Raw genomic sequence first — 14,776 nt, 5'->3', positions numbered from 1 at the left:
GCGCGCCTGTGATTCTTGTCGAGATTTCTACGCGATGTGTCTTTACTTTAGCCCGAACAGGTGAAGGGCGCCCGGTGCGCACACCGAGCGCCCTTCCGTCTCGTGGCTCCCCAGCGGGGTCAGTCCTCGCTGGACGCCGCCGGGAGCTTGGCCTGGATGAGCTCCATGACCGAGGAGTCGGTCAGTGTGGTGACGTCACCGAGGGTGCGGTTCTCGGCGACGTCGCGGAGCAGCCGGCGCATGATCTTTCCGGAGCGGGTCTTGGGCAGCTCCGCCACCGGCAGGATCCGCTTGGGCTTGGCGATCGGGCCCAGCTGCTTGCCCACGTGCGCCCGCAGCTCCTCGACCAGCGCGGCGCTCTCCTCCTCGCCGAGATCGGCCTCGCCGCGCAGGATCACGAAGGCGCAGATCGCCTGGGTGGTCTGGGGGTCGGTCGCCCCGACGACCGCCGCCTCGGCGACCTTGGGGTGCGAGACGAGCGCCGACTCCACCTCGGTGGTGGAGATGTTGTGCCCGGACACCAGCATCACGTCGTCCACCCGGCCGAGCAGCCAGATGTCGCCGTCCTCATCCTTCTTGGCGCCGTCGCCGGCGAAGTAGCGGCCCTCGAAACGGGACCAGTAGGTGTCGAGGTAGCGCTGGTCGTCGCCCCAGATGGTGCGGAGCATCGACGGCCACGGCTCGGTGAGGACCAGGTAACCGCCCGAGCCGTTCGGCACCTCGTTGGCGTCGTCGTCCACCACGGTCGCGGCGATGCCGGGGAGGGGCACCTGGGCCGAGCCGGGCTTGGTCTCGGTGACGCCGGGCAGCGGGCTGATCATGATGCCGCCGGTCTCGGTCTGCCACCAGGTGTCGACGACGGGCGTGGTGCCGGCGCCGATGTGCTCGCGGTACCAGACCCACGCCTCGGGGTTGATGGGCTCGCCCACCGAGCCGAGGACGCGCAGGCTGCTGAGGTCGAACTTGGCCGGGATGTCGTCGCCCCACTTCATGGCGGCGCGGATCGCGGTCGGCGCGGTGTAGAGGATGGTGACGCCGTACTTCTGGACGATCTCCCACCAGCGGCCCCGGTGCGGGGTGTCGGGCGTGCCCTCGTACAGCACCTCCGTGGCGCCGTTGCTGAGCGGGCCGTAGACGATGTACGAGTGGCCGGTCACCCAGCCGACGTCCGCCGTGCACCAGAAGACGTCCGACTCGGGCTTGAGGTCGAAGACCGCGTGGTGGGTGTACGAGATCTGGGTGAGGTAGCCGCCGGTGGTGTGGAGGATGCCCTTCGGCTTACCGGTGGTGCCGGAGGTGTAGAGGATGAACAGCGGGTGCTCGGCGTCGAACGCCTCGGGCGTGTGCCGGTCGGACTGCCGCTCGACCAGGTCGTGCCACCAGATGTCGCGGCCCTCGGTCCAGGCGACGTCCTCCTGGCCGGTGCGGCGGACGACGAGGACGCTGCGGACGTTCTCCGTGCCCGGGCGGGTGAGGGCCTCGTCGACGGCCGGCTTGAGTGCCGAGGGCTTGCCGCGGCGGTAGCCGCCGTCGGCGGTGATGACGACGCGGGCGTCGGCGTCCTCGATGCGCGTGGCGAGGGCGTCGGCGGAGAAACCGCCGAAGACGAGCGAGTGCGGGGCACCGATGCGGGCACAGGCGAGCATCGAGACGACCGCTTCGGGGATCATCGGCAGGTAGATGGCGACCCGGTCACCGGCCTGGACGCCCAGCTCGATCAGGGCGTTGGCGGCCTTCGAGACCTCGCGCTGCAGCTCGGCGTAGGTGATCGAGCGGGTGTCGCCCGGCTCGCCCTCGAAGTGCAGGGCCACCCGGTCGCCGAGGCCGTTCTCGACGTGGCGGTCCACGCAGTTGTACGCCACGTTGAGCTTGCCGTCGGCGAACCACTTGGCGAACGGCGGGTTCGACCAGTCCAGGGTCTGGGTCGGCTCGGTATGCCAGCTCAGGCGGCGTGCCTGCGCGGCCCAGAAGCCCAGCCGGTCGGCCCGCGCCCGCTCGTAGGCCTCCGCGGTGACGTTGGCCTGCGCGGCCAGGGCGGCAGGCGGTGCGAAGCGGCGCTCCTCCTTCAGAAGGTTGGCCAGGCTTTCGTTGCTCACGACATCTCCCTTTCCCAGGGGGCTCGTTGCGTCCCGGGCATAGCTCACCAGCCCGGGGCACACCCTGACAAGGGGTGTTGGCGATTGATTGGTGTAGACCTGTACCCGTCCGGGTGGTGGGAGGTCGTCCGAGGTCAGACGGCATCGAGCACCTCCGGCCGGACGGCGGCGAACGTGCGGGACCGCTGGTCGAGGACGTATGCCTGGGCCTCGCCCACATGGAAGTACATGCCCTGGAGATGGAGCGTGCCTTCCGCCACCCGCCGGGCGACACAGGAATGCGCCCGCAGGTGGTCGAGCTGCTGCATGACGTTGACGAGGGCGAGCCGCTCGATGTCGTCCGCCACGGGCCGGTCGGCGAGCGCCACCTCACCGCGTCCGAGCCGCCCGATCCGCTGCATCCGGGCCAGACTCGGCCGGCCGTGCCGCAGCCAGCGGGCGAGCGGGGTCTCCGGGCCCGCGGCCGTCCCGGAGCCGTCCGCCGCTCCCGGGCGGGCCGCCGGCGGACGCGGCACGGTGTCCAGCAGCGCCTGCATCGCTCCGCAGCCGGAGTGCCCGCAGACGGTGATGCTCCCGACCTTCAGCACCTCGACGGCGTACTCCACCGCGGCGGCCACCGAGTCGCAGGAGGTGTCGGCGCCGGGCGGGGGCATGAGGTTGCCGACGTTGCGCACGGTGAAGAGGTCGCCGGGCCCACTCGACGTGATCATGCTGGTCACCAGGCGGGAGTCGGCGCAGGTCAGGAAGAGCTGGCTGGGGCTCTGCCCATCCCGGGCGAGCCGCGCCAGCTCGTCGCGGACCAGCGGCGCGGTATCCCGTTGGAACGCGCTCACCCCGCCGATCAGCTGCCGCCCGCCGGGGCTCCCGCCGGGCCCGGGCAGCGGTCGGGTGAAGCGGTGGTGGCGCCAGGACGTCCACGGCCGCAAGGCGGGGGATGCCGCACCGGGCGTGGAAACCGGGGCGGGCCGCCGGCCGGCTCCTTCGGAGCGTTCCGACCGATCCCGATGTTCCGTCAGGTCCGGTCGGCCGGACCCCTCATGGCGTTCAGGTCGGTCCCGGCGTCCGCCTTCTTCGGCATGGCCGCGCTGCTCTCCCGCCGCCGTGCGCCCTGCGCGAGCGGACTTCCGCACCGCCATGACGGCGGGCACCACGGCCGCGACCGCCAGCCCGGGCACCACGCCGAACAACGCGACGGCCGCGAAGGCGACCGGGTAGCCGGCCCGGGCCGCACCGCCGCGGGGCCGGTGAGTGTGCGCGTGGCAGGCCATCCGCACAGCGGCCGCCATGACCAGCGCCGAGAGTGCGACCACGGGGATGCGTTCCAGAGCGGTCGCGAAGAGCACCGCCCCCAGGGGGACCCAGAGTCCGTACAGCACCAACGAGGTTCGTGACACCGCCGGCCGGTCCCCGCCCGCCGGGCCGCCGGGCCGGAGCGTGCCCCCTGCGACCGGCAGGCCTCCCAGCAGCCCGGAGACGGCGGTGGCCGCCCCATGGCAGATCAGCTCCCGGTCCGGACGTTCCGCCTGCCGGTCGCCGTGCTCCGGAGCCAGCGTCGCCATGCCGGCCACGAGCGCCACACCGAGCACGGCGGAGGCCACCGCGAGGACGGAACCGGACGGCAGCCCGGGCAGGGTGTGCGTCTCCCATCCGGACAACTCCACCCGTGGCAGCGGCAGCCCCGTGCTCACCGCGGTCACGACGGCCAGCGCGGCGAGTGGCGCCGGCACGGCTCCCGCCCAGCGGCCGGCCCATCTCGGCAGCCTCCGCCACACGAGGAGGACGGCGACCGTGGCCGTCCCGACCAGCGCGCCCCTGAGCCATGGGTGCGCCATGTCCCCGGGCAGCGCCACCAGATTCCGCAGCGTGGACGCTTCGGTGCCCGCCACGCCCAGGACGCACCGCAGTTGGCCCAGCGCGACCGTCAGTCCCAGGCCGGCCAGCGCGCCGTGGACGAGCCCGGGGGCGACGACGGGTACGGCCCGCGCCACCCGAAGGGCACCCAGGGCGATGTGCGCCAGACCGGCCAGCACGGTGATCGCGCAGGTCGCACGCCAGCCGTACCGCTGGGTCAGCTCCGCCGTGACCGCCACGAGCGCGACGGTCGGACCTCCCGCCCGGAAAGGCGCCCGCCCCAGGCCACCCGCCACCAGACCGGCGGCGGCCGCCGCGACCAGCCCCGCCCGCGGCGGTGCGCCCGCCGCCAGGGCGATGCCCAGGCAGAGCGGCGCGGCGGCCAGGGCCAGGGCGACGGAACGGACCAGGTCCCGCTGCCACGCGACGCGGCGCGGCCGGTCCGGAGCGTCGTCGGCGGGCCCCTGGGCGGGCCGGGTCGGATCTCTCGGCTGAACGTGCATGTCGGTCCCGTCTTCATCGTCGGCGGCCGGCGGGAGCGTTGGGCGAGAGGAGCGCAATGGCAACTCTCGGTAAATGAATCGTAATGCTGAGTAAAGGCCGGGGGAAGGGGCAGACAGGAGTCAAGGGGGAGCTTCCTCCTATCAGGTGAATATGCACTTTTATCGGCTTGTCATACTTTTCTCTGTTCTTCGTGCATGCGAGGTTGACGGCGGCTCAGGGCGTCCGAACGCCCACCGAGGGATCGGCCGAGCGGGTCGAAAGGTGAGGTGCCTGATGGCGGCTGCATGGAGATACACACTGGGCGCGCTCGCCGCGCTGTCGCTGGCGACCGGGACCGCGGCCTGCTCCGGTACCGGGCCTCCGGAGCCGAGCGGCCCGCAGGCCGCCCCCGGGCCCAACACGGTCGAGCGTCCGGTCCGCCTCCTCGGTGACGGCTCCACCGCCGACACCGGCCCCCAGCCCCGGCAGCCGAAGCCCCGGCGGATGGCGTCCGGCGAGAAACCGCCGCAGTTCGTCGTCTTCTCCTGGGACGGCGCGGGTGAGGACAGCCAGCGGCTGTTCTCCCACTTCCGCAAGGTCGGCAAGAAGTACCACGCGACGATGACGTACTTCCTCAGCGGCGTCTACATGCTCCCCGAGGACAAACGCACCCTCTATGAGCCGCCCCAACACGCCGCCGGGGCATCGGACATCGGCTTCAACGACGTACGGGGCGTCCGTGACACCGTGGAGCAGCTGCGGGGCGCCTGGCTGGACGGCAGCGAGATCGGCACCCACTTCAACGGCCACTTCTGTGGCCAGGACAGGGGAGTGGGAACCTGGTCGCCGGCGGAGTGGAAGAGCGAGATCCGGCAGGCCCTGTCGTTCGTCCGCAACTGGAAGACCAACGCCGGGCTGAAGAACGAACCCCCGCTGCCCTTCGACTACGCCAAGGAGCTGGTCGGCGGGCGTGCTCCGTGCCTGGAGGGGCAGCACAACCTCATCAAGGCCGCGCGGTCGTTGGGCTTCCGCTACGACGCCAGCTCGGCGGGAGGCCGGCAGGTCTGGCCGTCGAAGATCGGCGGCCTGTGGGACTTCCCGCTCCAGGATGTCCCCGTCCCCGGCCGGGGCTTCGAAACCCTGTCGATGGACTACAACTTCCTGGCGAACCAGTCGGGGACCACCAAGGGCGACCCCTCACGGCGCGAGGCCTGGGGGCGGCAGATGCGCGACGGGCTGCTGGCCGGCTTCGAGCGGGCGTATCACGGCAACCGCGCCCCCCTGTTCATCGGTGACCACTTCGAGTCGTGGAACGGCGGCATCTATATGAAGGCCGTCGAGAGCGTCATGGCCCGGATCTGCACCAAGGAGGGCGTGCGCTGCGTGTCGTTCAAGCAGCTCGCCGACTGGCTGGACGCCCAGGATCCCGAAGTGCTCGCCAAGCTGCGCCGGTTGGAGGTCGGCGAGGCGCCGAGGGGCGGCTGGGCCCACCTCGGTGACGCGCGGTCGTCCGCGCCCCACCAGCCCACCCCGCACCTGCCCTCGTGGCACGCCCCCTCCTCGCAGGAGCCCTCGACGCACGAGCCGTACGAGAGCTCCCAGGGCGATGACGAGGAGGACGACGACAAGCCGATGCGGATCAGGCCCGTCCTGGTCAGGCCGGCTGCGGAGTAGCCGACATCCGCTCCCCGAGCACGAAGGCGGGGTCGACCTGGGCCGCCAGGTCGGCGCCCGTCTTCGCGTTGCCCCAGCTCTCGGCGTTCTTGAGGTGGAAGTGCACCATCTGGCGGGTGTACCGGTGCCAGTCCCGCCGCTCGTAGGCCGCGTCCGCCGCCGTCTGAAGGGTGTCCAGCGCCTGGTGGTTGGCCTTTTCGAGCAGCTCGAAGAGGGGTGGCCGGCCCTTCTCCATGGCCCGGACCCAGTCGGAGTGGCCGAAAGTGGTCAGCAGGTCGTCCCCGACCTCGTCCCGCAGGAAGTCCAGATCGTCCTGGCCCTGCACCTTGTTCCCCACCACCTTCAGACGGACCCCGAAATCCCGGGCGTACTCCTTGTACTGGCGGTAGACCGACACCCCCTTGCGGGTGGGCTCCGCCACCAGGAACGTCATGTCGAAGCGGGTGAACATCCCGGAGGCGAAGGAGTCGCTGCCCGCCGTCATGTCCACCACGACGTACTCGCCCGGCCCGTCGACGAGGTGGTTGAGGCAGAGCTCCACGGCTCCCACCTTGGAGTGGTAGCAGGCGACGCCCAGGTCCGACTCGGTGAACGGGCCGGTGGCCATGAGGCGTACGGATGCCCCGTCGTCGAGGGTGACCGTCCGCGCGCAGGCCGCGTAGACCGGGTTGTCCTCGTCGACGCGGAGCAGTCGGGAACCCTGCCCGGGCGGCGTCGTCTTGATCATCGTGTCGGCGGAGGCGATCCGCGGGTTGGTACCGCGGAGATATTCCTTGATCAGTGGGAGGTGCGCGCCCATCGCGGGCAGGGCGGCGGCCTCCGTCTCGTCCAGCCCGAGCGCGGCCCCCAGATGCTGGTTGATGTCGGCGTCCACGGCGATGACCGGGACCCGGTGGGCGGCGAGCCGGCGGATGAACAACGAGGACAGCGTGGTCTTTCCGCTGCCGCCCTTGCCTACGAAAGCGATCTTCATGTTCACCAAGAGTAGGTGCGGGGGTGCGTGGAGTGAGAGCGGTGAGTGAAGAAGACCACTCCTTCGGGGGGTGTAAGGCTGAAGTGCGTAGTGTCGTACTCATGAGTACGACTGCCGATCCCCTGGCCGCTCTGGGTTCCCTGCCGGGCGTCGCCGCATCCGTGGAGTCCGTGCGCAAGGCGGTGGACCGCGTGTACGGCCACCGGGTGATGCGCCGGCGCAGCAACGAGGTGACGTCCGAGGCGGCCCTCCGGGGCGCCCGAGGGTCGGCCGCGCTCTCCGGTGCCGACTGGGCGTTGGAAGAGGTGCGCCGCCGCACCGACTTCAGCGGGGACGGCGAGCCGCGCACGGTCGGGGCGGCCCTGCGGCTGACCGCCGAGGCGGGGCAGTTGCTGAGCGTGTGGCGGCAGTCGCCGCTGCGGGTGCTGGCCCGGCTGCACCTGGTGGCCGCGGGTGGTGCGCAGCCCGACGACGCGGTGGGCCGGCCCCGGCTGCGGGGCGAGTCCGTCGACGAGCCGCTCGTCGACCTTCCGCTGCCCGACGCGGACGAGATGTCGGGCCGTCTCGAGGGCCTGGCCGCCCTGCTGATCGCGGGGACCGAGGCGCCCGCCCTGGTGACGGCGGCCGTGGTGCACGGTGAACTCCTGGCCCTGCGCCCGTTCGGCTCGTGCAACGGGCTGGTGGCGCGGGCGGCCGAACGCATCGTGCTGGTGGGCAGCGGGCTCGACCCGAAGTCGATCTGCCCGGCGGAGGTGGGCCACGCGGAGCTGGGGCGGGACGCCTACGCGGCCGCCCTCGCGGGCTATGCCTCCGGTACGCCTGACGGAGTGGCGGCCTGGATCGCCCACTGCGGCCGGGCGGCGGAGCTGGGGGTGCGGGAGTCGACGGCCGTGTGCGAGGCCCTGCAGCGCGGCGCGGCCTGAGCTTCACGGGGACGATCGCCGACGGGCGGTGTACGCCCCGGGCGTGGACAGGGTTGCGGCGGTACCGGTTGTGCCTTGGTACCGCCGCTGGCATGTTCGCCGGGTTACCAGTGCGTGCACGAAATGGCGTCCATCAGGCGGGGGTACTTTGCTCCGCCTGGTGCGACAGGCCCGTATTCGACGGGTCGGCGTCGCGTGGGTGCCCGGCGTTCATGCAATCGGTCCGTGGGGCCATGGTGCGTGAAGGGCGTCCTCTCGGATGTCCCTGGTCTCGCGGGCCGTTGACTCCTTTTTACTCCGCTCCCCGCTCAAGCGGAAGGCGGAGGCGCACTTCTTTACTTTTAGCTTCAAAGACGGGTATTCCGGGCACCCCTCTCGGGGGTGCGGCGGCGGCTCGCCAGCCAGAAAAGGCCCGCGGCCGCCAGCGCGGCGCCGACCGTCGCCGCCGTCATCAGGGCGGGGCGGGACGGCATGCGCAGCGCGGCGACACGCTGCTTGAGCCGGACGGGGCGGTCGAAGGTGAGCACGGGCCATTCCCGTGCCGCGGCCTCGCGGCGCAGGGCCCGGTCCGGATTGACCGCGTGCGGGTGGCCGACGGCCTCCAGCATGGGCAGGTCGGTCGCCGAGTCGCTGTACGCGTAGCAGCCCGCGAGGTCGTATCCCTCCGACGCGGCGAGTTCCCGGACGGCTTCGGCCTTCGTCGGGCCGTACGCGTAATACTCCACCTCGCCGGTGAAGACACCGTCCTCGACGACCATCCGGGTGGCGACGACGCGGTCAGCGCCGAGCATCCGGCCGATGGGTTCGACGACCTCGGCTCCCGACGTGCTGACGATCACCACGTCCCGGCCGGCGGCATGGTGCTCCTCGATGAGCGAGGCGGCCTCGTCGTAAATGATCGGGTCGATGAGTTGGTGGAGCGTCTCGGCGACGATCTCGCGGACCTGGTGGACATTCCAGCCCCGGCAGAGCTCGGAGAGGTACTTCCTCATCCGCTCCATCTGCTCGTGGTCGGCCCCGCCCAGGAGGAAGACGAACTGGATGTATGCCGTACGCAGTGCGGCGCGCCGGTTGATCAAACCGCCTTGGTAGAAGGACTTGCCGAAGGTGAGCGTGCTCGACTTGGCAATGACCGTCTTGTCCAGATCAAAGAAGGCGGCCGTTCGGCGAGAGGAGTGGTTTTCCACGTCGCCGAGCATAGGGGCCCTCCATTCGGCGTAAGCTGAGGCGTGTGGGTTTGCCTGAGAAGCCTCTCGGGTACACCATGGAAGTCACGGATCGTTCGCGACCGTGTCTAACCCGGTCCGACTCCTCCCCCCCCGAGTCGGCCGTGGGGACGACCCCCGCTCTCCCCCCCGGCGGGGGTCGTCGCATGTCCGGACGCGTTTCGTGTGTCACTCCGGGCCTCCTCCGCCCTCCGCGGGCCCCGCTCGGCGCCCGTCCTCTCCCCTTCATACACGTGACTGTGTGTAATCGCCGCGCTGCGCTGGGGAAGTCACCGGTATAGGTGAGCGGGATATCCACAACCGGTGAGTTGTCCACAGTTTTTCACCAAGATCCACACGATTTCCCGCGCCGCCGCACGGTGATTCCCCACGAGTTCCGCGATGACCGCGGATGCGAGAGCGCGCCATGGGGCGCGCTGGAGAAGCACCGGAGAAGGGGGAGGGGCCATGACCGGACCCGAGACATCCGATTGGGCGCGGGCCGCCGCCACAACGCGGGGCGGCCCTTTGATTGCCACCGAGGACGAGGATCTGCTCGACGATCTGCTGCGATTGTGCGCGGCGGCGGGAGCGATGCCGGAGGTCTGCCATGGCACGTCCACCCACCGCGGCACCTGGGAGCGGGCCTCCCTGGTCCTGGTCGGCGGCGACTGCACCGGCCGGCTGGCCGGCCTGCCGCACCGCGAGAACGTGGTGCTCGTCGGCCGCGAGCCCGCCGATCCGGACCTCTGGCGGCGAGCCGTCCTCGTCGGCGCCCGGAACGTCGCGCTGCTGCCCGACGAAGAGGGCTGGCTCGTCGACCGGATCGCCGACACGGTCGAGGACGTGGACGGGCCGGCGCTCACCGTCGGCGTGATCGGCGGCCGGGGCGGCGCCGGGGCGAGCACGCTCGCCTGCGCCCTGGCGATCGGGGCGGCCCGGACCGGCCGGCGGACGATGCTGGTCGACGCCGACCCACTGGGCGGCGGCCTCGACGTCCTGTTGGGGGCCGAGCGGATCGACGGACTGAGATGGCCCGCGTTCGCCGGGTCCCGGGGCCGGATGGCGGGCCGGGCCCTGGAGGAGGTGCTGCCCGAGCCGCACGGACTGCGTCTGCTGAGCTGGGACCGCGGCGACTCGGAGGTGCCGCCCGAGGCCGTGCGCGCCGTCCTCGCGGCCGCTCGGAGGCGAGGCGGCGTGGTGGTCGTGGACCTTCCGCGCGGGACCGACGGCGCCGCGGTCGAGGTCCTCAGACAACTGGACCTGGGCCTGCTCGTGGTCCCCTCCGAACTGCGCGCCGTGGCCGCCGCCCACCGCGTCGCGTCGGCGATCGGCCTGATGATGGGCGACCTCCGGCTGGTCGTCCGGGGCCCGTGCGGACCCGGACTCGACGGCGAGGAGATCGCACGGCTCCTGGACATCCCGCTGGCGGGCGAGGTCCCGCAGGAGCCCGGCCTGGCCCAGGCACTGATCAGCGGACGTCCGCCCGGCGGCGCCGAACGAGGACCGCTGGCCGCCTTCTGCGCGGAGTTCTGGGCCCGCGCCCTGCCCGAGGGACCGGAGGTGCCGGCATGAGCACCGCACTGCTGGACGCCGTACGGCTGCGACTGGCCGGCACGGGCGCCGAGCCCACACCCGCCCGGGTCGCCGAGGCCCTGCGCCAGGAGGGCCGGCTCCTCGGCGACACGGAAGTGCTGGGCATCGCCACCCGGCTGCGCTCCGAACTCGTCGGAACCGGACCACTGGAGCCGCTCCTCGCCGAACCGGACGTCACCGACGTCCTCGTCACCGCCCCCGACCGGGTCTGGGTGGACCGCGGCGCCGGACTGCGCCGGGCCGACGTCTCCTTCCCCGACGCCACCGCCGTCCGACGGCTCGCGCAGCGCCTCGCCGCCGTCGCCGGCCGGCGGCTGGACGACGCCCGGCCCTGGGTGGACGCGCGGCTGCCCGACGGCACCCGGCTGCACGCCGTCCTTCCCCCGGTGGCCGTCGGCTCCACCTGCCTCTCCCTGCGCGTCGTGCGCCCCCGGGCCTTCACCTTGGGCGAACTGGCCGCGGCCGGCACGCTGCCGCCCAGTGGCCAGTGGCTCCTCCGGGCCGTGCTGGACGCCCGCCTCTCCTTCGTGATCAGTGGCGGCACGGGGTCGGGAAAGACCACCCTGCTCTCGAGCCTGCTGGGGCTGGTCGCGCCGGACGAACGGATCGTCCTCGCCGAGGACTCGGCCGAGCTCCGGCCCGACCACCCGCACGTGGTCCGGCTGGAGAGCCGGCCCGCCAACCAGGAAGGCACCGGGCGGGTGACCTTGCGGGATCTGGTGCGGCAGGCACTGCGCATGCGACCGGACCGGCTCGTCGTGGGCGAGGTGCGCGGCCCGGAGGTCACCGACCTCCTGGCGGCGCTCAACACGGGCCACGAGGGCGGATGCGGCACGGTCCACGCCAACGCCGCGGCGGACGTTCCCGCCCGGCTGGAGGCACTCGGGTCCACGGCGGGGCTGGACCGGGCGGCGCTGCACAGCCAGTTGGCCGCGGCGCTGTCGGTGGTGATCCATCTGGTGCGGGGCCGTGACGGCCGCCGCAGGGTCGCCGAGGTGCATGTCCTGGACCGGGATCCGGCCGGATTCGTGACGACCGTACCGGCCGCGCTGTGGGGACCGGACGGATTCCGACGGGCCACGGGATGGGACCGGTTGATGGCGCTGTGCGGACGCGGCGGATACGTACCGGATCACGCCGGTGTCCGGCCGGGAGCGGACGGAGTGCTGTCATGAAGGCGCAAGGCGCACTTGTCCCGCCGGTGTTCGCCGTCGCCCTGCTTCTCTGCGCCGCCCTGATGGCCTGGCAACTGGCACGGCGCGGCCAGGAACTCCGGCGCGCCAGGGTCATCCTGGCCGGAGGAGGCGGCCCCTTGGGGCCCTGGGCCCCCGCCCTGTCGGCGCGGATCCGCGCGGGGACCGACCGAGTCGCGGAAACGGCGCGACGGCGACGGGAGTTGCTCTGTCTGCCGGCGGGGTGCTTGATCGGTTGGTGGGGCGACTCGCTTCTTCCACCGCTCGCCGCGCTGGTGGCCGTGCCGCTGGTGAGACGCCGGCTGGACGCCCGGGCGCGCCGGCGCGCCCGTGAGCGGCGTTCCGAGGCGGTGATCGAGCTGTGCGGGGCCGTCGCGGGCGAGCTGCGGGCGGGCCGCCAGCCCGGTGAGGCGGTGCGGGCCTTCGACGGCGAGGCGCTCGGGCCGGCCTGGGCCGCGGTACCGGCCGCCGCGCGCTTCGGCGGTGACGTCCCCGCCGCGCTGCGGGAGGCGGGGCGGCAGCAGGGCGCCGAAGGGCTGGCCGGGGTGGCCGCCTGTTGGCAGGTCGCGGTCGACGGGGGTGCGGCGCTCGCGGCCGGCCTCGAACGGGTCGGGCACGCCCTCTCCGTCGAGCGCGACCAGCGGGAGGAGCTCGCGGCGCAGTTGGCGGGCACCAGGTCCACCGCCGTGATGCTCGCCCTGCTGCCCGCCGTCGCCCTGGCCATGGGAACGGCCCTCGGCGCCGAGCCCTTGAGGGTTCTGCTGCACACACCGGCCGGCCTCGGCTGCCTCGCCCTCGGCGGGCTGCTCGAAGCAGCGGGTCTGGCCTGGACACGGCGCATCGTGCGTGCCGCGGCCGGGGGAGGGGAGGGCACATGACCGGGACGGGGGGAGAGGGAGTCCCGACGCTCGGACCGGCACTGGGGCCGGCGCTCGTGCTGGCCGCCGTCCTGGCGGTTGTCGCGGCCGGCGCGGTGACGGCACTGCGCACGTCACACCGGCGGAACGCCGCCCGACGGCGCCCGGCACGGCTCTTCGCCACCGCCACCCCGGACGGCGGCCCTCGCGGGCCCTCCCGGCTCCGATCGTGGATGACGAGGCCGGTCGTCACCCGAAGGGTGCTGCCGGCGATGGCGGCGGGTGGCGCGGGGCTCGTCCTGGTGGACGGCGCCGGGGGCGGGGCGGTCGGCGTGGCCGCCGCCGGCGCGGCCTGGTGGTGGTGCGGCAGGGCGGCGCGCGCTGCCGCGGTGCGCGCGGTTCTTCCGGTGGACGACGTGCTCCGCCAACTGCCCCTGGCGGCGGATCTGCTGGCGGCGTGCCTTGCCGCCGGGGCCGGACCGGGGGAGGCGGCCGAAGCGGTCGGCGGCTCGCTCGGCGGCCCGGTCGGCGAACGGCTGGCCCGCTCCGCCGCGGAGGTACGCCTCGGCGGGGACCCGGCGGTCGCCTGGGGACGGCTCGGTGAACTGCCGGGTGCCCGGGGGCTGGCCCTGAGTCTGGAACGGGCGCAGGCGACGGGAGTTCCGGCGGTGGACACGATGGCGCGGCTGGCCGGCCGTCTGCGGGCCGCCCGGGGCCGTACGGCGGCGGCCGGGGCGAGACGCGCCGGCGTGCTGGCCACGGCTCCCCTGGGGCTGTGCTTCCTGCCGGCCTTCCTGGCGGTCGGAGTGGTGCCCATGGTGATCGGTCTGGCGAGCGGGTTGCTGACAGGCCGGTGAGCAGCCTGTGGGAGGTCCGGACGGCTCGGCACACAGGGCCGGTGAGGGAACGGAACGCGAAGACGTCCGGGCGACAGGTCCGGAGCGGAAGAACGGCGAACGAAGGGGTGGAGACGGACATGCGGTGGTGGAAGAGGGCCCGGTGCCGGGCCGGGTCGGCGGGGGAGGCCGGCATGACGACGGCCGAGTACGCGGTGGGCACGCTCGCGGCGTGCGCGCTGGCGGCGGTGCTCTACAAGGTGGTCACCAGCGGCGCCGTGAGCGCGGCGCTGCAGGCCCTGATCGAAAAGGGGCTTCATGCGGCGTTCTGACGGGGGTCAGGTCACCGCGGAGGCCGCGCTGGTGCTGCCGGCGCTGGTGCTGGTCGGAACGGCTCTCATGTGGGGGCTGGTGGCCGCATCGGCGCAGCTCCAGTGCGTGGACGCCGCGCGGGCCGGGGCCCGTGCGGCGGCCCGGTCCGAACCCGGTCCCGCAGTGGTCGCCGCCGCGCGGTCGGCGGCGCCCGCCGGCGCCCGGGTGGCGCTGACGAGGGAAGGAGACCTGGTGAGAGTGCGGGTGGAGGCCCGGGCGGCCGGTCCGGGTCCGCTCGCGGTCCGGCTCGACGGAGAGGCGGTGGCCCTTGCGGAGGAGACGGTGGGCTGACCGTTGGGCCGGTCCCGACCGGGGTTCCGCCACGGTCTGGACGGCGGTCGCCACCACGGCGCTCTGCGCGGTCTTCCTGGCCCTGCTGGCCATGAGCCAGGCGGTGCTGGCCCGGCACCGCGCCGGTGGTGCCGCCGACCTGGCGGCCCTGGCCGCCGCCGACCACGCCCTGCTGGGCCAGGAAGCGGCCTGTGGCTTCGCCCGCCGGGTCGCCGACGCCCAGCGGGCGGCCGTGGTCGGGTGCGCCGTGACGGGTGGGACCGCCGAGGTGGCGGCCGAGGCGGGAGCCGGCCCTTACACGGTCCGGGTCCGCTCGCGGGCGGGTCCCGCCTCGGCCGCGGGGGCCCCGGCGGACGCGAAGGCCCCGGTGGACGCGGAGGCCGGGCCGCCGGGCAGGGCGGCGGAGAGGGGGGGCTTGAGGGCGGA

12 protein-coding genes and 1 pseudogene are annotated in these 14,776 nt (G+C 73.2%); 9 read left to right on the top strand and 4 right to left on the bottom strand.

Features of this window, described 5'->3' with window-relative positions; genetic code table 11:
- Positions 1-119: 119 nt before the first annotated feature.
- Entirely contained in the window at positions 120-2,096 is a 1,977-nt protein-coding gene (gene acs, locus K7I03_RS15130; protein WP_185942392.1) for an acetate--CoA ligase, read from the bottom strand.
- Between the two features lie 134 nt (positions 2,097-2,230).
- Positions 2,231-4,450, bottom strand: coding sequence for a SulP family inorganic anion transporter (locus tag K7I03_RS15125; RefSeq protein WP_185942391.1), 2,220 nt, complete (start codon positions 4,448-4,450; stop codon positions 2,231-2,233).
- A 274-nt stretch (positions 4,451-4,724) separates the two neighbouring features.
- Between K7I03_RS15125 and K7I03_RS15120 the strand changes: the two genes are divergently transcribed.
- Positions 4,725-6,104: a polysaccharide deacetylase family protein gene (locus tag K7I03_RS15120; RefSeq protein ID WP_185942390.1), complete on the top strand. Its 1,380-nt coding sequence runs from the start codon at positions 4,725-4,727 to the stop codon at positions 6,102-6,104.
- On the opposite strand, the gene K7I03_RS15115 is transcribed toward K7I03_RS15120, so the two are convergent.
- A complete protein-coding gene (locus tag K7I03_RS15115; RefSeq protein WP_185942389.1) occupies positions 6,085-7,077 on the bottom strand; it encodes an ATP-binding protein in 993 nt (330 codons plus the stop codon). The genes K7I03_RS15120 and K7I03_RS15115 overlap by 20 nt on opposite strands.
- A gap of 101 nt (positions 7,078-7,178) precedes the next feature.
- On the opposite strand from K7I03_RS15115, the gene K7I03_RS15110 reads away from it, so the two are divergent.
- Positions 7,179-8,000 (top strand): Fic family protein, encoded by an 822-nt coding sequence (locus K7I03_RS15110; protein ID WP_185942388.1) that lies wholly within the window; start codon positions 7,179-7,181, stop codon positions 7,998-8,000.
- A 347-nt stretch (positions 8,001-8,347) separates the two neighbouring features.
- Here the strand turns inward: K7I03_RS15110 and K7I03_RS15105 are convergent, their stop codons facing one another.
- On the bottom strand, positions 8,348-9,199 hold the full coding sequence (locus K7I03_RS15105) for an HAD family hydrolase (protein ID WP_185942387.1): 852 nt from the start codon (positions 9,197-9,199) through the stop codon (positions 8,348-8,350).
- 474 nt (positions 9,200-9,673) lie between these two features.
- Between K7I03_RS15105 and ssd the strand changes: the two genes are divergently transcribed.
- From ssd to K7I03_RS15070, 7 genes and pseudogenes are all read left to right on the top strand, one after another.
- Positions 9,674-10,780, top strand: a complete 1,107-nt coding sequence (ssd, locus tag K7I03_RS15100; RefSeq protein ID WP_185942386.1) for a septum site-determining protein Ssd — start codon at positions 9,674-9,676, stop codon at positions 10,778-10,780.
- Entirely contained in the window at positions 10,777-11,976 is a 1,200-nt protein-coding gene (locus tag K7I03_RS15095) for a TadA family conjugal transfer-associated ATPase (protein WP_185942385.1), read from the top strand. Before ssd ends, K7I03_RS15095 begins: the two co-directional genes overlap by 4 nt.
- Positions 11,973-12,872 carry a type II secretion system F family protein gene (locus tag K7I03_RS15090; RefSeq protein ID WP_185942384.1) on the top strand — a complete coding sequence of 300 codons (900 nt, stop codon included), beginning with the start codon at positions 11,973-11,975 and terminating at the stop codon, positions 12,870-12,872. The genes K7I03_RS15095 and K7I03_RS15090 overlap by 4 nt, the downstream gene beginning before the upstream one ends.
- Positions 12,869-13,708 (top strand): type II secretion system F family protein, encoded by an 840-nt coding sequence (locus K7I03_RS15085; RefSeq protein WP_185942383.1) that lies wholly within the window; start codon positions 12,869-12,871, stop codon positions 13,706-13,708. The genes K7I03_RS15090 and K7I03_RS15085 overlap by 4 nt, the downstream gene beginning before the upstream one ends.
- Positions 13,709-13,881: 173 nt before the next feature.
- Positions 13,882-14,019: a DUF4244 domain-containing protein gene (locus tag K7I03_RS15080; RefSeq protein ID WP_351503528.1), complete on the top strand. Its 138-nt coding sequence runs from the start codon at positions 13,882-13,884 to the stop codon at positions 14,017-14,019.
- Positions 14,006-14,350 (top strand): TadE family type IV pilus minor pilin, encoded by a 345-nt coding sequence (locus K7I03_RS15075; protein WP_185942381.1) that lies wholly within the window; start codon positions 14,006-14,008, stop codon positions 14,348-14,350. The genes K7I03_RS15080 and K7I03_RS15075 overlap by 14 nt, the downstream gene beginning before the upstream one ends.
- Positions 14,328-14,618 (top strand): annotated as a pseudogene (locus K7I03_RS15070) (Rv3654c family TadE-like protein); the annotation flags it as partial. The gene K7I03_RS15075 and the pseudogene K7I03_RS15070, both read left to right, overlap by 23 nt.
- Positions 14,619-14,776: the final 158 nt, after the last annotated feature.

This window comes from Streptomyces mobaraensis, from assembly GCF_020099395.1.
Lineage (GTDB): Bacteria > Actinomycetota > Actinomycetes > Streptomycetales > Streptomycetaceae > Streptomyces.
The sequence above is the reverse complement of the archived record's forward strand: the minus strand, read 5'-3'. Positions and strand labels throughout refer to the sequence as shown.